Genomic DNA, 22,178 nt, shown 5'->3' with positions numbered 1-22,178 from the left:
CTGGGGGAAGTTGTAAACGGAGTCAAGGCACGTGATGGAAGTGCCGCGCCTTCCAGTAGCCTGTGATCGGATGCGGACGCGAGACCGCGTCGAGGACGCGACGGCGGACAAAATGGAGGGTTCGGCGTGGAGCCGAGGGACGGGACACCCGAGGGGACAGCGTGGGTGTTGGACGACAGGTTCGAGATCAGCGGCTCCTCCCGCCGCGGCGGGATGGGCGCGGTCTACCGCGCGATCGACCGCGACACCGGCAAGGTCGTCGCGGTCAAGTTCCTCGCACCGGTCGACGAGGGCGACGCCGGGTTGACCCGTCGCAGGCCCACCATCAGCGAGCGGAAGCGCTTCCAGCGGGAGTGCACGATGTACGAGCTGTTGGGCGGTCAGGGTGTTCCCGCCCTGATCACCCAACAGCTGACTAGCCATCGGTCCTACCTGGCGACCGAGTTCATCGAGGGCGCCGATCTGAACCAGTTCCTCCAGACCAACCGCCCGCCCCTGGCCGCGACGGCCGCCATCGCCGTGCAGCTGCTGCGAGTGCTGGCACGTGTGCACTCCTGCGACGTGGTGCACCGCGACGTCAAGCCACACAACATCCTGATCGGCCACGACGGCAAGGTCTACCTCGTCGACTTCGGCATCGCCCTGCCCGTCGACCCGCTGGCGACTCGCCACACCGAAGGACGGACCCCGGGGAGCACCCACTACCAGGCACCGGAGATCATCCTGGGGGAACGCAATCCAGGGCCGGCCTCCGACGTGTACGGCGTGGGCTGCACCCTCTTCCAGCTCATCACCGGACACCTGGTCTTCGTCGGCAGCCAGGTCGACTACATCATCGAGCGCCACCACTGCGAGACACCCGCCCCGCTCGTTTCCAAGTTCGTCGACGGACTTCCCGACGAGGTGGTCAGGATCATCGCCCGGATGCTCGAGAAGGACCCGGCGCTGCGGCCTTCCCCCGAGGAGGCCGAGGCCGTCTTCGCCCCCCTGACCCCGCGCCCCGGCGATCCCGCGCCCAGTCCGTCCTGCCGCCCCGATCCCACTCTTCCGTTCCGCGACAACGGAGCCCCCGGCCCGGGACTCTCGGAACCAACCCGACGCGTTGGCAGGCCACGAGTGCGGCGCGCAGCGCCGAGCGGCCCGAGCCGCTCGGAGCTGCGCGAGCTCCACGCCCAGGCGGCCGAGGAGGTGGCACAGGGCACCCCAGGCACCCAGGTCAGGCGCCTCGCCCTGCTGCTTCCCGACGCCGAGCGGAAGTGGACGGAAACCGACCGCGACGTCCTGGCCGGCCGGATCATGTGTGCCAACGCGGCCCGGATCTCCGGCGACTGGATCACCGCGGGCACCCACTACCGGCGGGTCGCGCGACTGCTGGAGGCCGAGCCACCGCACACCCCCCTGTACGACCTCCTCGTCGAGGCGCGCCTCGGAGCCGCCGAATGCCTGCTCGAGGAGCGGCAGGACGACGCGGCCCTGAACCTCTGGGCCTGGGCGGCCGAGGTAGTCCTCCATAAACGCGCCACCGCACCGACCAGGCTTGTCGAGATGTGCCGCGAGGTCGGCGACTACCTCGCGGAGCTGGGGCACGTCGATGCGGTGAAGGACCTGCTCGTCCGGCTACCTGAGCACTGAGCCGAGGACGGCGTCCCGGATCAGGGGCGTCGCAGTCTTCCGTCAGCCAGAAGGGCGGCCAGAGTACCGCCCAGCTGCCGCCCCACCGAGCCCACGTCCTCCACAGCCTGCTCGAACTTCACCAGCTGCCGGTGCAGTTCACCCAATTGACGCTGCTCCTCCACGGGAAGGCGAAGCACGCGCAACCGCCGAACGTCGATGCGTGACGCGGTCGACGCATGGGTTCCGGCCCGGCGGGCGTTCGCACGCACCCTCAGGCACGCAGCGAGGAAGAACGGGTCGAGCAGGTTGCCGTCGACCCGCACGCGGTACAGGTGCTGTCCGAGGAGTCGCGGCGCGTCGGTCTCCACCCAGGCATCGAAGCCGAAGGCCGTTCCGACGACCACGACATCGCCGAACGCGGTCAGGACGGCCTCGCCTGCCCTCTCGAGCAGTTGGGCGGCGTCGAAGTCCACCCACTGCACCTCCCCCGACGGTTCGGCCGACGGGACGGCCACCACCACCTCGACGGCACCGTCGGGCCTCGTTCCACGGCGGACCTCCTCGGCCGGGGCTGCCACCCCGGCCGCCAGAGCAACCGCAGCGCTCTGTTCGAGCTCGGCGATGCTCACGTCGAGGGGCTCCGTCGGCCCGTTGGCCACGCCCAACGGGCGAAGCACGGCACCGCTGTCCCGCAGCGCCAGCAGGGCCGAGTCGAGGCCGGCCCAGCCCCGGCCGAGATCGACCGCGGTCGCGGCGGCCTCTGCCGGAACCTGACGGGCCGGCGTCAGATCCGTCTCGTCACCGATAAGATCGACCACCGGTACCACAGCCGTGCGCCTCACCGTAGCCCCACGCAGCGCGGACACCGTACGGTCACGCACGGAGTCCCAGTCAATGACCGTGCCTCGCGTACCCGAGGACGTGGTGCGACAGTCTGCCGCGTCCACGAACAGCACCGAGGACTCCGAAGAAGGCCGTCCCGGAGTACTCAGCATCCAGAGGTGCAGGCCCACCCCGTAGGGCGGAGCGGCGCCAGTGGGCAGTGCGACGACTCCTCGGACCAGTCCCGACCTCAGCAGCGCGGCCCTGATCCTGCGGCCAGCCCTTCGGGAGGCCACCGCCGGCGGCAACAATACGACTGCCACTCCGCCCTCCCCCAGCACGGACAGGATGTGCTGCACCCACGCCAACTCGGACTCGGTTCGCGGCGGCTGCCCGTGCTGCCAGCGGCGGTCGGTGGCGAGTTCCGCGTGCCCCCAGTCCCGCTCATTGGAGGGCGGGTTGCACAGGACCACGTCGGCGGGCCTGTCCAGCACCGGGTCTTCCCGCAGGGTGTCGGCCGTACGGACGGCGATGCGGGCGGCAGGGTGCTCCAACGTGAGCCTTGCCAGGGTCAACCGGGCCGAAACCGGGTCCGAGTCGACTGCGGTCAACCGCAGGTCTCCCCTTTCTTCCCAGCGTCGTGCGGCCGACTCGAGGAGATTGCCGACGCCACAAGCCGGGTCCACCACATGCCGGATTTCCGCTCCGTCACGCAGTTCGGCAGCGATCTCGACCATCGTGTCGGCGAGGGGGCGCGGCGTCGTGGTCACCTGACGCACGTGGGTAGACAGCCAGCGTTCGAGCAGGATCCGAAACCCCGCCCGGCCACTGTCCGGTTGCGCCAGTCGCAGCACCTCCGCCACCAGGCCCTGCTCGGTGTCCGTCAGCTCGACGTCGACGCGCCCGTCTCCTCGCGGCGTCCCCGCCAGCCGGAGACCACTCTCCGCCACGACGAAGCCCATGCGTTCGCGGTCGCCCAAGTCCTCGATCCTGGGCCACAACCGCTCCCAGCCGCCGGTGGATTCATCGACCTTTCCGTGCAGGCGCAACCAGCTCTCGATGTCGTCCAACGAGAACTGGGGGCTCGCGTCTGTCCCTCCGACGGGCACGGGGAAGTCCGCATTGCGGCGACGCCAGTTGCTGACCGCAGCCCGGCCCACACCAGCGAGCCGTGCGATCCCGGCAAGGGTGATTGTCACCGGATCGTCGCGCTCTGTCATTCTTCCTTCCCGAATGTGCGATTCGCCCGGCACGACCGGGTCATCGCGTCACAGTATTACGTCCTGCAGACACTTCGTGACCCGGGGCATGCCAAACATCGACTCAGTTCACAGTCACACCTTCACCGAACCGCGCCTCGGCTCCGAGCCTTCACTCAGGAGTCGTCACCGCTGGTCGGCAAACCCTTCCTTGGCAGATGACCAGTTGCTGTCACACCGTCACTCCCTGCCGATGACAGAACGTCGGACCCCACATCACCGACCACCAGAGCCACACACACCGCGGCGTCACTGTTCGTCCGAAGGCGGCTCGCCAACCCGATCAACTGTCATCCGACCGGCCGGATCCCGCAGATCGTCCCCACCGATGAGCAGCAGCTCGCCATTGGACTCCAACGGCTGCGCCCGGCCCGCTACTCCTCGGCGACCCGAGTACCCCTTTTGAACTGTTCCTCCTCCACCCACCACCAGGTATCCGCGACCGAGCAGAACCTGCTCCGATCGTGCTCGTCAGCAGTCCGCGCGGTCCACGGCGTGCGGCAGAGGAACTCGGCGCACGGAGTCGGCCACATGCTGCCGGCCCGGTCGGTCCCACGATTGAAGCGGGCCCCTAGCCCGTCCCTGTCCGAACTGTTCAGGCCGTGGACGATCAGCTCTGCATAGCGCCAACGACTCTCGTCGTCGAAGGCCTCGTACGACTCCGGACCCGGAAGCCACGCCAGCCGCCTGCCAACCGGCTGGCAGGTGACGGTCGATGACCGTACGTCGCTGCGGTTCCTCCAGCTCGCGACGGTGGCCCGCCAACGTCGGCGTGGCTCTGAAGTAGAAACGTAGGACCAGTATCGGGTGAAGCGATGTGGGGAGTTGAGCCGACCACCCCTGATACTCCCGTCGGTCCACCTACAGGCCGGACACAGACCTTGCCGAGCGCCCTGGTGTTTCCAGGAACCGCTGCAGGATCGACGGATCGAGATCGACACCTGCGCACAGCTCACCTGCCTACCGGACGCGTGCGTTCTCCGCCCGCTGAAGCAGGTGATCCAGTGGCCGGGTTCGGGCCAGGCAACAGACGAGCGTGGCATCGACTGTCGTGGTGCAGCCTCTCCGACCCGGGCCGAACACTGCCGACTTGGCCCCTGTCCAGCCTCCTCGGGCGAGTACCAGGAAAGCCGGGAGCCGCGGCCCACCGCCCCGTCCGGCCAGCAAGGCGGTACCGGCATGACAGGACCGGGTGGCCAGGGCGTTGCGGGCCCGACCGTGTACTGCGGCGTGGACACAGTGACACCTTCCACCTCGCGGTGGTCACCGACCGCGGCGACCACCTCGTCGGCGCCGGATTCCGCACCACCACCCCGGCCACAACACCGCGACCGCGTTCCTGAGCACCCCTGGCACCGTGACCACATCACCCGCCAGACCGGGGCCGACCGCACGAAGAAGGGAGATATCCGCCTCCTCAAGCGAGCCATCGCCCACGAGTTCCTCATTTGCCTGGCCACGACCGTCATGGCCCCCGAAATCGACGCCCTGAGACCGACACGCCAGGCCGAGATCATCACACTCACCGCCGTCGCCAACGGCTTCGGCGTCCGGCCCGCCGCCCTCCCGGCCCTCGAACGCGACGTCCGCCGAGACGACGACTTCGCCAATGCCTACCGCGCCTGGCTCACCGCTGCTTGACAGCCCAAAGGAGCATCGACCTGGTTTCGTGGCTCGGTTTCTCGGCTGCCTCGGGACGCCCCGAGTGCGGGCTGGTTGCCGGCACCCGAAGCGGCCCGAGCGGCTCCAGGGGCGACGACGCTCCGGGGCGTCACTGCTCAGCTGTGCGGGGGTCGGTCAGACGGCCGGCCCGGCCGTCATCAGCGCCGTGATCTCCTCGGCCAGCTCCGGGCCGAGCTCGCCCCAGCCTTCCTTGTAGCCGTACACGCCGGCCAGGGTGCGGGCCTCGTAGTCGCCGTTCAGGATCTCGATGTCGTCGGCGGTGATGAGCGCCGGGTGGGCGACGCCGACGGCCGACGAGACCTTCATCAGCTCCTTGCGCAGGGTGCGCAGGTAGGCGGCGGCCCGGTCGGCCTTCGACGTCGGGTCCAGGCCGCGGGCGAGCCACGCGTTCTGGGTCGCGATGCCGGTGGGGCACTTGTCGGTGTGGCACTTCTGCGCCTGGATGCAGCCGATCGACAGCATCGCCTCCCGGGCCACGTTGATCATGTCGGCGCCCAGGGCGAAGGCGACCGCGGCGTTCTCGGGCAGGCCGAGCTTGCCGGAGCCGATGAAGGTCAGGTCGTCGGTCAGCCCCAGCTCGGCGAAGGTGCCGTAGACCCGGGAGAAGCCCATCCGGAACGGCAGCGACACCGAGTCGGCGAACATCCGCGGCGCCGCGCCGGTGCCGCCCTCGCCGCCGTCGACCGTCACGAAGTCGACCCCGCGGTCGCCGCGGGCCATCAGCGTGGCGAGCTCCTGCCAGAAGCCCAGCTCCCCCACCGCGCTCTTGACCCCGACCGGCAGGCCGGTCTCGGTGGCGATCAGCTCGACGAAGTCCAGCATCGAGTCGACGTCGCCGAACGCGGTGTGCCGCGACGGGGAGGCGCAGTCCTGGCCGACCGGGATGCCGCGGATCCCGGCGATCTCCGGGGTCACCTTCGCGCCCGGCAGCATGCCGCCCAGCCCCGGCTTGGCGCCCTGGGAGAGCTTGATCTCTATCGCCTTGACGGGGGCGCCGGCGACCACCTCCTTGAGCTTGTCGAGGTTGAAGGCGCCGTTCTCGTCGCGGCAGCCGAAGTACGCCGTCCCGAGCTGGAGGACGAGGTCACCGCCGTTGCGGTGGTACGGCGAGAGGCCGCCCTCGCCGGTGTTGTGCATCGTGCCCGCCAGCGCCGCCCCCTTGTTGAGCGCCGTGACGGCCGCGCCGGAGAGCGATCCGAAGCTCATCGCCGAGATGTTCACCACGCTGGCCGGCCGGAAGGCCTTGGCGCGCCCGCGCGGCCCGCCCAGCACCTTGGCCGAGGGCAGCGGGGCCTGCGGGTCGTGGGCGTCGGGGAGGGCACCGGCGAAGGTGCGCTGCTTCAGGTAGGCGTGCCCCTGGACGTGCTCGACGTCGACCTCGGTGCCGAAGCCGAAGTAGTTGTTCTCCTCCTTCGCCGACGCGTAGATCCAGGTGCGCTGGTCACGGCTGAACGGGCGCTCCTCCTCGTTGGAGGTCACGATGTACTGCCGCAGCTCCGGCCCGATCGTCTCCAGGAGGTAGCGGGCGTGGCCGACGACCGGGAAGTTCCGGAGGAGCGCGTGCCTCTTCTGGACGAGGTCGCGGGCCGCCAGGACTGCCACCGCTGTCGCGGCGACCGCGCCGATCTTCCGGGCTTGCATGAACGTTCCTCCTAGATGCACGACTCCAGCGTCTGCGGTGGAGTCGTGGTGCCGTGTGGGTGTCGGACGGCGAGCCCCCCGGCCACAGCGGCCGAGCGGGCGGCACCGTCCGTCGGAGAATCCGACACGATGGTAAAAGGCCACCCGGACAGGCAAACGGCCAGGGGGTACGGCTGCCGCTCCGGCGGCGGGCCCACCGCCGGAGGTCGAGCGCCGCGGCGGAGCGAAGAACTCCGCCGCGAACGCCCCCGACTCCTCACCCGGACCTGCCGGTTCAGCCGGAGTCACACCGCCGGACACCCGCCGCGGCGGACGTCAGCCCGGACCCCGTACGGCACCCGGCAGGCGGTCTCAGTAGAACCAGACCGAGAGCCGGGCCGTGGTCGGGGCCACGTCGCAGAAGTAGCTGACCGCCTCCCCGCGGGCCACGTAGGCCCGGCCGGCGGCGTCGCACGCGGCGCCGCTCGGGTACATGCCGATGTAGGTGTATCCGGTCGTCCTCGTCGTGGACGCCTGGGCGGCGGGAGCGGCCGCCAGGCCACCCGCAACCGTCAGCAGTCCGGCCAGGGCCATGGTGGAAACCGCTGTGCGCAATGCCATCTCGGTGGATCCTCCCTCGGGCGAGAACGCCGGAGTCCGCTTCCCGGCGCTCGGCGGCGAGCCTTCCGGAATCCCGGATTCGGGGCAATGGTAGAGACCAATTTGGCAGAAAACAGCCCACCGGCACGGCCTGCACCGTCGCCGCTGCCGCACCACGACGGAGGGGCTGTCCCCGAGCGGGACAGCCCCCTCCGCGGGCACGGTCGTCAGCGGGCTGCTACCGGCCGGCCAGCGGGGCCAGAGAGCCGGGGTAGAGGTACTGCTGCGGGGGGATCGTCGTGCCGTGGGCCCAGGCGTCGAAGAAGCCCTTGAGGTCCTTGCCGGAGACCTTCGCGGCGAGGGCCTCGAACTGGGGGAAGGAGGCGTTGCCGTAGGCGTGGTCGGCGGTCCAGCGCTTGAGGGTGCCGAAGAACGCGTCGTCCCCGACGGTGCGCCGCAGGGCGTGCATCATCAGCGAGCCCTTGAAGTAGAGGGCCGGGGCGAGTTCCTTGCCCTGGCCCGGGTCGTACAGCTTGGTGGACCAGAACTCCGGCTTGTTCCGGTTCTCCTGGACGGTGGGGGCGTAGAAGCCGGTGTCGAGGTCGCTGCCCTGGTGTTCGTCCCACAGCTGGTTGGCGTACTGGGCGACGCATTCGGCGATGCAGCCGTCGCGCCAGTCGGTGAACGAGACGCTGTCGCCGAACCACTGGTGGGAGATCTCGTGGACCGCCGCGGCGTCCCAGAAGTAGTTGGTGTAGGTGGGCCGGCTCTGGGTCTCCAGGTCCGGCGCGCCGGTACCCGACTCCTTGGTCCAGCTGCGGACGATGGCGCCCGCGGAGGAGAACGGGTACGGGCCGAACCTGGAGGCCAGGAAGGCGATGATCTCCGGCTGCTGGGCCTCGGTCGCCTTGGCCACGTCGTCGATCGGCACGTCCGGGCCGTAGGCGGTGATGACCGGTGTCCCGTCGGCCAGTTCCGAGCGGTGGACGGTGAACTTGTCGATGGCGACGGTGCTGAGGTACGTCGCCATCGGCTTGTCCTCGCGCCAGCGGAAGGTCGTCGAGCCGTCCTTGCCGGTGGTCGGGCCGGGCCGGCCGTTGCCGATGGCCGTCCAGCCGTCGGGGACGGTCGCGGTGAGCGAGAAGGTGGCCTTGTCGGACGGGTGGTCGTTGGACGGGAACCAGGAGGTCGCGCCGTGCGGCTCGCCCATCGCGTTGACGCCGCCGGACACCAGCTGGTGCCAGCCCTCGGGGTCGGGCTTGCCCGCGTACACGACCCGTACGGCGAAGGTGGCACCGCCGGCCACCCGGCGGGCGGGCTCGATGTCCAGCTTGTGCTCGCCGGAGCGGGAGAACGACCTGGCCGGGGCGCCGTTCACGGTGACCGAGGCGACCTGGAAGCCCTTCAGGTCCAGGGAGAGGCGGTCGAGGGGGCGCAGGGCCCGGGCGGTGACGGTGGTGTCGCCGTCCAACCGGTCGGGGTGCGCCGGGTCGTAGGCGATCCGGACGTCGTAGTTCGCCACGTCGTAGCCGGTGTTGCCGTCCTCGGGGAAGTACGGGTCCCCGATGCCGGCCGCTCCCGCGGGGGCGGCGGTCAGGGCGACGCCGAGGGCGGCGGCAGCCGCGACCAGGGTGGCGGCCTTGCGGCGGTGGTGGCTCAGTGGTGCGCGCATCTGTGGCTCCTGGAGACGACGGGGAATCAGGGTCGGGCCGTGGCAGCGGAGGCGGCGTACTGCCACACCACGCCGATCAGCGCGTTGGTGCTGGTCGCCTGCGTCGCGGGGTCGACGTTGGCGAGGTCGTCGCACGCGCTGTGGAGGCAGTCCGAGACGCCGCTGCTGAAGCCGGACGTCGGGATGCCGGCCTTCCCGAACGACTCGGTGTCGGAGCTGTCCAGCGGGATGTCGAAGGTGGCGAAGCCCCGGCTGCCGAACCAGTTCTCGAAGGCCTTGAAGGCCGCGGCCCCGCCGTTCTTCTCGTCCTTCACCACGAGGTACTGCTGGAGGTTCTTGCTGCCCGCCTGGTCGAGGTTGAGGTACAGGTCGATGGCCTTGCGGTCGTCGGCGGACAGGTTCTTGACGTAGTCCGCCGAGCCGACCAGCCCCGCCTCCTCCGCTCCCCACCAGGCGAAGCGCAGGTGCCGTTCGGGCTTCAGCCCGGCCTTGGCGACCTGGAGGGCGGTGGTCAGGACGGCCGCCGAGCCGGAGCCGTTGTCGTTGATCCCCGGGCCCATCGGGACGCTGTCCAGGTGGGCGCCGGAGAGCAGCACGTGGTCCGGGTCGCCGCCCGGCCAGTCGGCGATCAGGTTGTAGCCGTCCTTGCCGTCGTGGGAGAAGCGGCGCAGCTGCGTCTGGAAGCCGGCCCGGTCCAGCGCCCGCTTCACGTACGCCACCGACTCCGCGTACCCCCGGGTGCCGTGCGCGCGGTTGCCGCCGTTGTGGTCCGCGATCCGTTGCAGGGCCTGGAGGTGCGGCATCACCTCCGCCGCCGTGACGGTCGGCGCGGCGGCGGGAACGGCCGTGGCGGCGACGGGGGAAGGCCCCTGGGTGGCGGCCGTCGCCGCGACGGCGGGGACGGTGGAGAGCAGCAGGGCCGCCCCGAGGGCGCGGGCGGTGAGGGACACCGGACGGGAGGAGGGCATCAGGCGGGCGCCTTTCGCAGCAGGGTCCGGGGCACGTGCCCCGGCGGATTCCCCTACCCTGGTCCGGAGATGTCAGGAACTTGTCGGGAGGCCGTCCCGAACCGGTGGGGGTGCCCTCCGACGGCGCTTTACGATCATGGTCATGTGCGCACACGTCGTGGTTGCCGAGGACGATCCCAAGCAGGCGGACCTGGTCCGGCTGTACCTGGAGCGGGAGGGTCATCACGTCGTCGTCGTCCACGACGGCCGCTCCGCGCTGGAGGAGGCCCGCCGAGGCCCGACCCAGCTCCTGGTCCTCGATGTGATGATGCCCGTCATGGACGGGCTCGACGTCTGCCGCGCCCTGCGCGTCGAATCCGCCGTCCCGGTGCTGATGCTGACCGCCCGCACCACCGAGGAGGACCTGCTGCTCGGCCTCGACCTCGGCGCCGACGACTACCTCACCAAGCCGTACAGCCCCCGGGAACTCGTCGCCCGGGTCCGCGCCCTGCTGCGCCGCGGCTCCCGGCCACTGCCCCAGTCCCTGCCCCCGGACTCCGCCACGCCCCCGGCCACGCCGACCGCGCCGCCGCCGGGCGTGCTGACCGCCGGGGCCCTCACCGTCGACCCGCTGCGCCACGAGATCACCGCCGACGGACGGCCCGTCAGCTGCACCCCCGGCGAGTTCCGGCTGCTGGAGGTGCTGGCCGCCCAGCCCGGCCGGGTCTTCACCCGCGCCCAGCTGCTGGAGCACCTGCACGGCATCGACCGGTACATCACCACCCGCACCGTCGACACCCACGTGATGAACCTGCGCCGCAAGATCGAGCCCCAACCACGCCGCCCCACCCGGCTCCTGACGGTCTACGGCATCGGCTACAAGCTCGCCGAGGAGCCGCACGGTGCGTCGTGACGCCCCTCCCCGCCGCACCCTGCTGCTCCGGCTGCTCGCCCTCTCCGCCCTGGTCTCCCTCTGTTCCATCGCCGCGACGGCCTGGCTGACGGCCCGCACCACGACGGGCGCGATCCGGCAGGAGCAGCACCAGGTCCTCACGGACCAGGTCCGGATCTACCACGAACTGCTCGGCTACGCCGCGACCCACCCCGACTGGACGGGCGCGGAGCCGACCGTCCGGAGGCTCGCGGCCGACACCGGGCAGCGCATCCTGCTGGCCACGCCGCGCTTCGAGCCGGTCGTCGACTCGGCGGCGGCCACACCCGCCGCTGCCCCCTCGGCCACCGCCGCCCCGGACACCGCCGCCCCGGACACCGCCACCGGCCGAACGAACCTGCCCCGTACGCCCACCACCACCGTCGACCCGCTCTCGGTCGACCTCGCGATGCTGCCCGACGCCCCCGCCGACCGGATCGACGCCCGCGCCGTGGGCCCGTTCCGGATGACGGCCGCCGAGCGCGCCGCCATGGAGGAGGCCGCCCGGGACCGCGCCGACTGCCTGCGGTCGGCCCTGGGCGTCGAGGCGACCGTCACCGACGACGCCGCCGGACACCCCGTGGTGAACGTCCCCGGCGGCCGGGCGGCCTCCGGTGTGCGCTGTGCGTCGCCGCAGGTGCTGGACGCCCCGACCGGAACCGAGAGCGCCGCTCTCGCCGACCTCACCGGGCTGGTCAACGCCTGCCTGGAGCGCCAGCGGATCCGGCCCGTCCAGCTGTCCCTGTCCCTGCGGTGGACCCCGTCCCTCGACCGGGAGCAGGAGCAGGTGGTCTCCGCCTGCCTCGCCAACTCCCGTCGCCAGCAGCTCGTCCGGTACGTGGCTCCGCCCGTGCTGCTGTTCGTCGGCGCGCCCTCCGGCACGGCGGAGCCGGCCCCCGTCCTGTCCGCGCCCCACCGCGGCCGGGTCGTGGAGGTCGCCGCGCTGGTGCTGGCCGTCACCGTGGCGATCACCACCGCGGTCGGCCTGCGGCTCTCCCGGCCGCTGAACGCCCTCACCCGGGCCGCCCGGCGGATGGCCGACGGGGACCTCTCCGCCCGGGTGACCGCGACCGGCCGGGACGAGATCGCCGGACTCGCCGCCGCCTTCAACGCCATGGCGGAGCGCCGCGAACAGCTGGAGGAGCTGCGCCGGGCGATGGTGGGCGACATCGCGCACGAGCTGCGGACCCCGCTGAGCAACATCCGCGGCTGGCTGGAGGCCGTCGAGGACGGCGTCGTCACCGCCGACGGCGCCCTGACGAGTTCGCTGCTGGAGGAGGCCCTGCTGCTCCAGCACCTGATCGACGACCTGCGGGACCTCGCCGCCGCCGACGCCGGCGAACTCGCCCTGCACCGCGAGCCCGTGGACGCCGAGGACCTGCTCACCCAGACCGCCACCGCGCACGGCGCCCTGGCGCAGGCGTCGGGTGTGACCCTGCTCGTCGACACGGACACCGCCACGGCCGGGTACGAGCTGTCCGCCGACCCGGTGCGCCTGCGCCAGATGGTCGGCAACCTGGTGGCCAACGCCGTCCGCCACACCCCGGCGGGCGGCACCGTCACCCTGCGGACCCGGCCGGAGGCCGACGCCCTGCTCATCGAGGTCGCCGACACCGGCAACGGCATCGCCCCGGCGGACCTGCCGCTGGTCTTCGAACGGTTCTGGCGGGCCGAGAAGTCCCGCAACCGCCAGAGCGGCGGCAGCGGCCTCGGCCTCGCCATCGTCCGCAAACTCGCCGAACTCCACGGCGGCGACGTCCACGCGGCCAGCACCCCCGGCACCGGCTCGGTGTTCACCGTACGCCTCCCCCTCACGGCGTCAGGGACGGGCAACGGCACGGTCTCCGAGGTCACCGGCCGCCCCGCCTGACGCCCCGCCCGGGTGGCGGCCGGCGGGTTCCGCTGTCCGGGTGACGATCGCCTTCGGACCCGTCGACCGCGCCTCCCCTGGTTGACCAGGCTCGACGGACGCACGCCAGGGGGTGACGCGGGAACACACCCGGTTGCGGCCGGCGTCCACCGGACCATCGCGCTCCGCGTGTGAATGAATACGGATCGTTCCGCTTCCTTCACCTCGGCTCCGATGAAAGGGCACAGCCATGCCTTCGGCCACGCGCAAGACGACGGGAACTCCAGTGGTACGGCGGCTGGTCGCCGCCGCGGCCGCGCTGGGCAGCTGCCTGGCGCTCGCCGGTCCGGCGGGCAGCGCCGGCGCGGCGTCCGCCGTCCCCGTACCGACCGTCTTCTTCGGCGACTCCTACACCGCCAACTACGGCATCGCCCCCCTGAACCACGAGGACAGCCCACAGGTCTTCTGCTTCCAGGCGAAGGAGAACTACCCCGCCGTCGCCACCAGGCGCCTCGCGGACAAGGGCGTCACGCTCGACGTCCAGTCGGACGTCTCCTGCGGAGGGGCCCTCGTCCGTCACTTCTGGGAGAAGCAGGAGCTGCCCTTCAACCTCGGCGAGGTCCCGCCGCAGCAGGACGCGCTCAAACCCGACACCCAGTTGGTCGTGGGCAGCCTGGGCGGCAACACGGTGGGCTTCAACCGCATCCTGAAGCAGTGTTCCGCCAAGCTCCGCGGCGATGAGGGGGTCCTGCTGCCGGGAACACCGGTGGACGAGGACGTGCCGGCCGCGACGTGCGGCGAGTTCTTCACGTCCGGGGACGGAAAGCAGTGGCTGGACCGGCAGTTCGAGGAAGTCGGGTGGGAGCTGGAGGAACTGCTCGACCGCATCGGCTACTTCTCCCCCGACGCGAAGCGCGTCCTGGTCGGCTACCCGAGGCTCGTGCCCGCGGACACCGCCAAGTGCCGGACCGCGGCACCCGGTCAGACGGAGCTGCCGTTCGCCGACATCCCGCAGGACGCCCTGCCGGTCCTGGACCAGATCCAGAAGCGGCTGGACGACGTCATGAAGAAGGCCGTCGCCGATGCTGAGGGCGGCGCCGACTTCGTGGACCTCTACGCCCACACCGGCGGCAACACGGCGTGCGACGGCGCCGACCGGGGCATCGGCGGCCTGCTGGAGCCCTCCCTGGTCAAGCTCGGCGACACGACGCTCCCGTGGTACCTGCACCCCAATGAGAAGGGCCGCGACATCCAGGCGACGCAGGTCGCCGACAAGGTCAAGGCGATCCTCAGCCGGTAAGGGGCACTCGACCCGAGGGCCTGGACGCACCGGTGGCGCCGGGAACCGTCATACCGGGGTAGCACAGCGGACTTGGCACCCCTGTATGACGGCGTCCGCCCCGCCTCGCCCGTACCGTCGCCCGTGTCGAAAGCGACGACGGAAACCGAACGAGGGGGAAACCACGATGAGCGGGCGAGGACGGGCCGTGGCGGCGGTGCTGCTGGCGGCGACGGTGACGTTGGGCGTGGTCGGCGCGCCGGGCGCGGTGGCGGCGCCGGGGCCGGGCACCGGGCAGCAGGCCAGGGCCTGGCTGCCGCAGCCCACCGGGCCGTACCCGGTCGGCACGACGTCCCTGCAGCTCACGGACGACCGCCGGGACGACCCCTGGAAGCCCGGGCAGCACCGCAAGCTGATGATCAGCCTCTGGTACCCGGCCACCCGGGCCGCCACCGGCGACGACCGCGCGCCGTACATGGTCCCCGCCGCCGCCGAGCACTTCGGCAGCGACGGGAGCGTCGGCCAGAGCGACTACCGCTTCGAGCCCGGCCGCACCGACTGGGCGGGCATCCGCACCCACGCCCGCGCCGACGCGCCCGCACTCCCCGGTGGCAAGCGGCCCGTCGTGCTGTACTCGGCGGGCTTCGGCGACCCGCGCACCTGGGGCACCGGCCTGGTGGAGGACCTCGCCTCGCGCGGCTACGTCGTCGTCACCGTCGACCACACCTACGAGGCCTCCGAGGTCGCCTTCCCCGACGGGGACCTCGCCACCTCCGTCTTCCCCGCGCTGCTGGCCCAGCCCGGCCTCGACATGAGCGCCCTCCTGCGCAGGATGCTGCAGAGCCGGGTCGACGACACCCGCTCCGTCCTGGACCGGCTCGCCGGGCTGCGCCACGACGAGCGGCTGCCGGCCGGCCTCGCCGCCTCCCTCGACCTCGACCGGATCGGCATGGTCGGCCACTCCGGTGGCGGCTCCGCGGCCCTCCAGACCATGCACGACGATCCGCGCCTCAAGGCCGGCGTCAACCTCGACGGCCAGCTGCACTTCTCCAACCCGGACGGCTCCGGGGTCCAACTGCCCCTGCCCACCGCCGCCGAGGACGGCCTCACCCGGCCCTTCCTGCTCATGGGCACCCAGGACCCCGAATCCGGCAGCTACCACCGGCAGCCCGGCTGGGACGCCCTGTGGCGGCACAGCACCGGCTGGCACGCCGACGTGACCCTCACCGGCTCCCGCCACGGCTCCTACACCGACGCGCAGTCCCTGCTGCCCCAGCTCGCCCGCCAGGGCGCGATCAGCGGGACGGACCTGACCGGCGCCGTCGGCGACGTTCCCCCGGACCGCGCGGTGCTGGCCACCCGCGCGTACGTCGCGTCGTTCTTCGACCGCTGGCTGCGCGGCCACGACGACCACCTCCTGGACGGCCCGTCGCCGCGCTTCCCCGAGATGGTCTACGAGCGGTAGCGGCCGCCCCGGGTGTCGGGGGCGGGCCGGTCAGAGCGCCTCCCGGAGCGCGGCCGCGAAGGCGGCGGCGTCCGGGAAGCCGATCGCCGGCTGCTCCCGCAGGGCCTGGTCGACCACCTCGGCGAGGCGGCGCGGGAGGTGCGGCGCCACCTCCCGCAGCGGGGTGGCCGGGGTCTGCAGGACGACCTGCCACGGGTCGGTGCCGGGCGGGAACGGGCGGGGGTAGCGGCCGGTCAGCATCCTGTAGAGGCAGGCGGCCAGCCCCCAGACGTCGACCTCCGGGGTGGCGTAGCGGAAGTTGACGATCTGTTGGCGGGGCATGCAGGAGGGCTTGCCGGCCGTGGTGCCGGTGCGGGTCAGGCCGCTGAGGCCCGCCTGGTCGAAGGCCTTGGCCAGGCCGAAGTCCGCCACCTTCGTCACCGGTCGGCCGTCCGGCCCGTGGTCGAGCAGCAGGTTGCCCGGGCTGAGGTCGCGGTGGACCACGCCGGCCGCGTGGGCGTGGGCCAGTCCGGCCAGCGCCTGGAGGGCGAGCGGTACTGCCTCGTCCGCCGGCAGTCGCCCGCCGCGTCGGCCCAGCAGGTCCTCCACGCTGCCGCCGCGGCAGTACTCGAGGGTGAAGAAGAAGGTGCCGCCGGCGAACCCGACCTCGTGCAGGGTGACGATGTTCGGGTGGTGCAGGGTCCGGGTGACGGCGACCTCGCGCAGGAACAGGGCCCGCGCCCGGGTGCTCGCCGCCACCTTGGGCAGCATCAGTTTCAGTGCCACCTCCCGGCCGGTCCCCCGGTGGCGGGCCAGGTGGACGGTGCCCATCCCGCCGCGGCCGAGCTGGGCCGACAGTTCGTAGTCGGCGAGCGAGGCGACGGCCCCGCCGCCCTGGCGGGCCAGCGCGAGCAGTTGCCGCAGCACCATGCCGGGCTCGGCGCGGCAGGTCGCGCAGACGTAGCTGCCGTCCCGGCCGTCGGTCTCGTCCGCCGTGTCCCGGCCGCAGGCGGCGCAGCGGGCCGGTCGCAGGCGCAGGGTGGGGGCGGACCGGCCGACCCGGAAGACGGTGTCGCCGATCCGGATCTCGTCGCCGTCGGCCAGGTCGTGCTCGGGGAGGTCGAGTGCCGCGCCCTCCTCCGGGCTCTGGTTCCGGGCGCGCTGGCCGATCTTCCTCCCGTTGACGTACGTCCCGTTGAGGCTGCCGAAGTCGCGGATCCGGATGTCGGGCGGGTTGATGTCGAGCAGGCAGTGGTGCCGGGAGACGGTGCGGTGGCGCTCGTCGTCCGGCAGCCGCGGCATGCACTCGGCGGCCCGGCCGAGCAGGCAGGTGGTGCGCTCGGTGAAGACGTGCTCGTCGCCGGTCCCAGGGCCGCCCACCTGGTGGAGGACGACCGTGGCCTCGCTCATGCGGGCCGCCCCGGGCCCTGCTCCGCCATGCGCGTCAGGTGCCGCTGCGCCTTCGCCGATCCCCGTCGGGCGGCCTGCCGGTACCACTCGGCGGCCCGCTCGGGCGAGCCGGCCTCCAGCAGTTCGCCGAGGTTGAGCATGCCCATCGGCTCGCCCGCCTCGGCCGAGCGACGGAACCACTCCTGGGCCTCGGCCACCCGGTCGCTGTAGCGCAGGACGGTGCCCAGGTTGTTCATCGCCTGCGGGTGCCCCTCGTCGGCGGCCCGCCGGTACCAGAGCTCGGCCTCGGGCTCGCGTCCGGCCTCCTGCACCAGGTACGCCAGCGAGTACATCGCCTCCGCGTTCCTCTTGTCGGCGGCGGCCCGCAGCCACCGCTCGGCCTCGGCGGTGCGGCCCGCCTCGGACAGCAGCACGCCCAGGATGTACGCGGCCTGGTCCTCGCCCTGGTCCGCCGCTCCGCGGAACCACCGCTCGGCGTCGGCCAGGCGGTTCTCGTCGACGGCGCGGAAGCCGGCGCCGACCATGGCGGGAGCGCAGTCGAGTTCGGCGGCGCGCTGCTGCCAGGACGCGGCCTCGGCGGCCCGGCCGGCCTTCCCCAGCACCACGGACAGGTTGTGCATGGCCAGCGGTTCGCCGAGCTCGGCGGCGCGGCGGAACTGCTGTTCGGCCTCGGCGTCACGGCCCTCGTCGAGCAGCCGGGCCCCCAGACGGATCAGGGCCTCGGCATCGCCGGACCGCGCCTGCCGTTCCTGCCGGGCGACCCGGCTGTCCAGCCCCGGGTCGCCGCTCAGCTCCATGATCGCCCGGGTCAGCGGCGCCAGGTCGCTCCCGGCCTTCCCGGACGCCTTCGCGGACGCCTTCTCGGACGCCTTCTTGTTGCGCTTACGGCCGAACCACACGACGGCCTCCCCTCTCTCCTCGACGCTCCCGTCATGATTGCCGACGGACCGCCAGCTCCCAGTCCAGGCACCAGAGTTGAACGGAACCGTCACCGCGGACGCACACCGCCGAGCCGCCGTCCGGGCCCGGTTCGACCCCGGAGAAGCCGGCCGGACGGCCGGCCAGCACCCGCAGGCAGCGGCCGGTGCCGAGCTCCCACACCCGCAGCGCGCCGTCGTCCTCGCCGAGCGACAGCACGAACCGCCCGTCCGGGCTCAGTCGGAGCGCCCCGGTGCCGCCCGGCTGGTCGTCGAGGACCCGCAGACAGGCCCCGGTGCGCAGGTCCCAGACCCGGATCGCGCGGTCCTGGCCGCAGCCGGAGAGCAGCAGTCCGCGGTCGGCGTCGACCAGCAGCTCGGTCACGGTGGCCGTGTGGCCGTGGAACTCCCGCAGGCGGCGGCCGGTGGGGACGTCCCAGAGCCCGATGGAGTGCTTCGGGCCCGCGGTGACGGCGGTGCGCCCGTGGGGGGAGAGCCAGAGCGCGGGCCCCCAGAGGTTGGGCCCCCGGCCGTGGTCGCCCTCCAGGGTCCGGCGGCGGGCGCCGGTGGCCGTCTCGAACAGCCGGATCCCGTCGTCGGCGCCACGGGCCAGGACGAACCGCCCGTCCGCGGTGAACGAGGCCGTCCCCGCGCCCAGGGCGAGCCGGGCCGAGCTGAGGCGGGCACCGGTCGCCGCGGACCAGGAGCCCAGGGTCCCGTCGCCGCCCGCGAACAGCACCGTCCGGCCGTCACCGGTGAAGCGGAGCCTGCCGTGCACCCGCGACAGGCCCTCGATCAGCGGCCCGCGCTCACCGGTCTCCGCAGCGAGCAGCTGGATGCCCCCGGACACCCGGACGGCCACCGTCCGGCCGTCCGGTGCCAGGGCCGGCGCGCCCCAGGCGCCGTCGTACAGCACCCGGGCGGGCCAGGCCGCCCGCAGTCCGGTGCGGGTCACCCGCCGGTCGCGGGCCAGCTCCTGCCAGGCGGTCAGCACCCGGGGATCGCGCTCGTGGCCGGGCAGGGCCCGGGCGCGGATGAGCAGGTCGAGGGCGGCGGCGCAGCGGCCGGCCGCGTGCTCCCGCCCGGCCCGCTCGACCAGCGCGGCCAGCCGGCTGCTCAGGTCGTCCAGTTCGGCGTGCCGACGGGGGCGGCTGAGCCGGGCCGCGGCCGGGTGGGGCTCGGGCAGCGGCCAGCGTCGGGCGGTGCCGTCCCGCCCGGCGGAGAGCAGGTGCCTGCCGTCGGCCAGGAACACCACGGCGTCGACGTGGCCCCGGTGCCCGCGGAAGGTGCGCAGGCACCGGCCGGTGTCCGGCTCCCAGAGGCGGACCGCGCCGTCCAGGCCCCCGCCGGCCAGCAGCCGCCCGTCGGGGCTCAGGGCGAGGCGGTGCCCGGCTCCGTGGCCGGCGGCGATCTCCGCGTCGGGGCCCGGGCCGTGCACCCGGAGCCCGTCGCCGACGGCGGCGGCCACGGTGCGGCCGTCCCGGCTGAGACAGCACGGTTCGTGCGCGTAGCGGCGTTCCAGCAGCGGGGTCTGTTCACCGGCGCCAGCTGGATCGCGCACCGCGACCACTCCCTCGGGGCCGTCGAAGACCAGCAGCCGGCCGTCCGCGGTCGCCTCTACGGTGCCGCCCGAGAAGCCGTCCAGGATGAAGCGGGCCCGGCCGGTCGTCAGCTCCCAGCCCAGGACCGTTCCGTCGCTGGTGCCGCCGACCACCAGGCCCGCCTCGGCGAGCAGCCGCAGCGAGCGGACGGTGGTGCTGCCGGACCGGTAGTACGGGGTGAAGACCCGCAGGCAGCGGCCGTCGCCGAGGTCGAACAGCCGGACCAGGCCGTCGGAGCCGACGCCCACGGCCCGCCGTGCCTCGGCGTCGAGGTCCACCGTGTGCCGCAGCTCGTCCAGCTCCCGCAGGCACCGGCCGGTGGCCACCTCCCAGAGCTTCACGGCGCCGTCGCAGGCCGTGAGCGCGAGCCGGCCGTCGGGGGTGGGCCGGATCTCGATGTCGGGTGCCGCCCGCCGGGTCCGGCCACCGTCCCAGGGCGAATCCGTCCAGCGCTCGTACTCGTACCAGGGCACGGTCCAGGTGGTCGGCTCGGCGGCGGGGCCGACGGCGCCGCGCTCGCGCTGCACCGCGTCGATCAGCGGCCCCAGCCGCGCGGCGCCGCCGTCCGCCCTGGCCGCGTCCAGGGCGGCGAGCAGGTCCTCGTCGGTGAGTCCGCCCTGCCGCCAGTGCATCAGCCCGGAGTTGTAGGTGGCCTCCGGGTGGCGCGGGTCGGCCGCGAGGGCCGCGCCGAAGGCGGCTTCGGCCTCCGGCACGCGGCCCAGGTCCAGCATCGAGACGGCCCGGTTGTTGAGCTCGTCGGCGCGCAGCTCGGCCTCGCGCGGCTCTCCGCGGTCGATCGCCCGGCCCGTCAACCGGTGGTGGATGTCGGCGAGTTCGTCGGCCACCTCGGCCATCGAGGCGGGCCGGTCGGCCGGCCGCTCGCGCAGGCAGCGGGCCAGCAGCTCGGCGACCGGCTCCGGCAGCGGCGGCGGGCCGTCCCCTTCCGGACGCCAGGTCGAGCCGGGCGTGAACCCGCGACCGCCACCCGACCGGTAGGAGGCCAGCGCCTCGCCGACCACCGGGCCCATCAGCCAGGTCACCTCGCCGGTGAACATCTCCACCACCGAGACCGCGAAGCTGTACAGGTCGGTGCGGTGGTCCAGCGGTTCGCGCCTGGCCTGCTCCGGCGAGGCGTACGCCATGGTCATCCCGCCGCCGGACACCCGTTCACCGCCCGTGGCCCGCGCCTGGGCCAGCCCGAAGTCGGTGACCTTGGCGGTGCCGTCCAGGTCCAGCAGGACGTTGGCGGGCTTGACGTCCTGGTGCACCAGGCCGCGTCCGTGCGCGTGCCGCAGCCCCCAGGCGGTCTCCACCGCCAGGCGCAGGATGCGGGCCGTGGACTCGGCGGGGCCGCCCGCGTAGAGCCGCCGGTCGTCGATCCACTCCCGCAGGCTGCCGCCCGGCAGGTACTCGGCGAAGACCCGTGGCAGCCCGTCCAGGACGCGGACGTAGTGGCAGCCGCAGACGTGCGGGTGCAGGCCGAGCGACACCCAGGTCTCGGCCTCGCGGACGAACCGCTCCTGCTGCTCCGGCGTGCCGAACAGCTCGGGGCGCGGGCACTTCACCGCCAGGTCGACGCCCCACTCCAGGTGCCGCACCCGGTAGACCACGCCCATGCCGCCCTCGGTGTGCACCCGCAGCACCCGGTACTGGTCGGCGACCACCTCGCCGACCGACCAGGGCGCCGGAACCCCGACGGCCGGTCCGGACACCTCAGGCGGCCCGGTACGGCGGCAGCGCGGCGAACGCCGGTGCCACCACGGCCGTCCGGCACACCGTCCGGGCCCAGGCCCGGGCCAGCGAGAGGGCGTGCCTCGGGAACATCGGGTCCCAGTCGGCGGCGTGGCTGCGCTCGTACGGCAGCTCCGGGTCGTACGGGTGGCCGCCGCTGTCCGTCCCCGCCGGGTCGAGCCTGAGGCGCACCATCGACTCGCGGACGCCGGTGACGCCCGACTCCTGGAACTGGCCGGTCAGGACGGCGGTGACGGTCGACCTGGCGATCAGGAACGAGCCCCGGAACCGGAAGCCGGTGCGGGAGCCGGGCAGCCGTTCGGACACCAGGGTGTAGAGCGCCGGAACACCGCCCAGCGACACCGCCGCCGCCTCCAGCAGCGAGCCGCCGGCCGCGGCGTGGCCGCGCGCCAGGGTCACCCGCAGCGCCTCGATCCCGTCCAGCCAGACGGGGGCGGGCGGCAGCGCCTCGCGCACGCTCAGCACCACCACGTCGTTCCAGGTGTCCGGGACGAACCACCGGCCCTCGTCGAACGGTTCGAGGCCGGCGGTGTCGAAGGCCAGCGGGAGCGGGAGCGGAGTTGATGGGGACACGATCGGAAGCTAACACGCGGCCCTGTCAACCGTCAGGCGTGCTCCGATTTCTGATACATCCTCAGATCCTCCCCGGTACGTATTCGTGACAGTGGCCCGATCCGGCACCGGACCTGGGCGAACCGCCCGCGCGCGGCCCTCCACGACCTATGATGCGAGCGATCCGGTTCGACACGTGTTGTCGCGTTGTCACGCCGTCGGGTAC

15 protein-coding genes are annotated in these 22,178 nt (G+C 72.9%); 6 read left to right on the top strand and 9 right to left on the bottom strand.

Going from position 1 to position 22,178, the window contains the following annotated elements; all coding sequences use genetic code 11:
- The first annotated feature begins 165 nt into the window (after positions 1-165).
- Positions 166-1,632, top strand: a complete 1,467-nt coding sequence (locus ACFVXH_RS18880; RefSeq protein WP_387825115.1) for a serine/threonine-protein kinase — start codon at positions 166-168, stop codon at positions 1,630-1,632.
- 20 nt (positions 1,633-1,652) lie between these two features.
- Here ACFVXH_RS18880 and ACFVXH_RS18875 read toward each other — a convergent pair whose 3' ends face one another.
- On the bottom strand, positions 1,653-3,656 hold the full coding sequence (locus tag ACFVXH_RS18875) for an N-6 DNA methylase (RefSeq protein ID WP_387825112.1): 2,004 nt from the start codon (positions 3,654-3,656) through the stop codon (positions 1,653-1,655).
- Between the two features lie 1,506 nt (positions 3,657-5,162).
- On the opposite strand from ACFVXH_RS18875, the gene ACFVXH_RS18870 reads away from it, so the two are divergent.
- Entirely contained in the window at positions 5,163-5,336 is a 174-nt protein-coding gene (locus ACFVXH_RS18870) for an XRE family transcriptional regulator (protein ID WP_387825109.1), read from the top strand.
- A 156-nt stretch (positions 5,337-5,492) separates the two neighbouring features.
- On the opposite strand, the gene ACFVXH_RS18865 is transcribed toward ACFVXH_RS18870, so the two are convergent.
- From ACFVXH_RS18865 to ACFVXH_RS18850, 4 genes are all read right to left on the bottom strand, one after another.
- On the bottom strand, positions 5,493-7,019 hold the full coding sequence (locus tag ACFVXH_RS18865; RefSeq protein ID WP_375873046.1) for an FMN-binding glutamate synthase family protein: 1,527 nt from the start codon (positions 7,017-7,019) through the stop codon (positions 5,493-5,495).
- Between the two features lie 351 nt (positions 7,020-7,370).
- Positions 7,371-7,619 (bottom strand): hypothetical protein, encoded by a 249-nt coding sequence (locus ACFVXH_RS18860; protein WP_049651741.1) that lies wholly within the window; start codon positions 7,617-7,619, stop codon positions 7,371-7,373.
- 217 nt (positions 7,620-7,836) lie between these two features.
- Entirely contained in the window at positions 7,837-9,270 is a 1,434-nt protein-coding gene (locus ACFVXH_RS18855; protein ID WP_387825105.1) for a M1 family metallopeptidase, read from the bottom strand.
- Between the two features lie 26 nt (positions 9,271-9,296).
- Positions 9,297-10,238 (bottom strand): M20/M25/M40 family metallo-hydrolase, encoded by a 942-nt coding sequence (locus tag ACFVXH_RS18850; protein WP_387825102.1) that lies wholly within the window; start codon positions 10,236-10,238, stop codon positions 9,297-9,299.
- A 142-nt stretch (positions 10,239-10,380) separates the two neighbouring features.
- On the opposite strand from ACFVXH_RS18850, the gene ACFVXH_RS18845 reads away from it, so the two are divergent.
- The 4 genes from ACFVXH_RS18845 to ACFVXH_RS18830 all read left to right on the top strand — a co-directional run bounded on the left by ACFVXH_RS18845 (position 10,381) and on the right by ACFVXH_RS18830 (position 15,741).
- Positions 10,381-11,130 (top strand): response regulator transcription factor, encoded by a 750-nt coding sequence (locus tag ACFVXH_RS18845; RefSeq protein WP_387825099.1) that lies wholly within the window; start codon positions 10,381-10,383, stop codon positions 11,128-11,130.
- On the top strand, positions 11,120-13,018 hold the full coding sequence (locus ACFVXH_RS18840; RefSeq protein WP_387825096.1) for a sensor histidine kinase: 1,899 nt from the start codon (positions 11,120-11,122) through the stop codon (positions 13,016-13,018). Before ACFVXH_RS18845 ends, ACFVXH_RS18840 begins: the two co-directional genes overlap by 11 nt.
- A 229-nt stretch (positions 13,019-13,247) precedes the next feature.
- On the top strand, positions 13,248-14,297 hold the full coding sequence (locus ACFVXH_RS18835) for an SGNH/GDSL hydrolase family protein (RefSeq protein ID WP_387825093.1): 1,050 nt from the start codon (positions 13,248-13,250) through the stop codon (positions 14,295-14,297).
- A 166-nt stretch (positions 14,298-14,463) separates the two neighbouring features.
- A complete protein-coding gene (locus ACFVXH_RS18830) occupies positions 14,464-15,741 on the top strand; it encodes an alpha/beta hydrolase family protein (RefSeq protein ID WP_387825090.1) in 1,278 nt (425 codons plus the stop codon).
- 30 nt (positions 15,742-15,771) lie between these two features.
- Here ACFVXH_RS18830 and ACFVXH_RS18825 read toward each other — a convergent pair whose 3' ends face one another.
- From ACFVXH_RS18825 to ACFVXH_RS18810, 4 genes are read right to left on the bottom strand one after another with little or no spacing between them, the layout of a single operon-like run.
- On the bottom strand, positions 15,772-17,130 hold the full coding sequence (locus tag ACFVXH_RS18825; RefSeq protein ID WP_387825087.1) for a protein kinase: 1,359 nt from the start codon (positions 17,128-17,130) through the stop codon (positions 15,772-15,774).
- Positions 17,127-18,029, bottom strand: a complete 903-nt coding sequence (locus ACFVXH_RS18820; protein ID WP_387825084.1) for a tetratricopeptide repeat protein — start codon at positions 18,027-18,029, stop codon at positions 17,127-17,129. Before ACFVXH_RS18820 ends, ACFVXH_RS18825 begins: the two co-directional genes overlap by 4 nt.
- Positions 18,030-18,060: 31 nt before the next feature.
- Positions 18,061-21,360, bottom strand: coding sequence for a serine/threonine-protein kinase (locus tag ACFVXH_RS18815; RefSeq protein ID WP_387825081.1), 3,300 nt, complete (start codon positions 21,358-21,360; stop codon positions 18,061-18,063).
- Between the two features lies 1 nt (position 21,361).
- Positions 21,362-21,973: a hypothetical protein gene (locus tag ACFVXH_RS18810; protein ID WP_387825078.1), complete on the bottom strand. Its 612-nt coding sequence runs from the start codon at positions 21,971-21,973 to the stop codon at positions 21,362-21,364.
- Positions 21,974-22,178 lie beyond the last annotated feature (205 nt).

The sequence above is a fragment of the Kitasatospora sp. NPDC058184 genome (assembly GCF_042883725.1).
Lineage (GTDB): Bacteria > Actinomycetota > Actinomycetes > Streptomycetales > Streptomycetaceae > Kitasatospora.
This window is presented reverse-complemented; position numbering and strand designations above follow the sequence as displayed.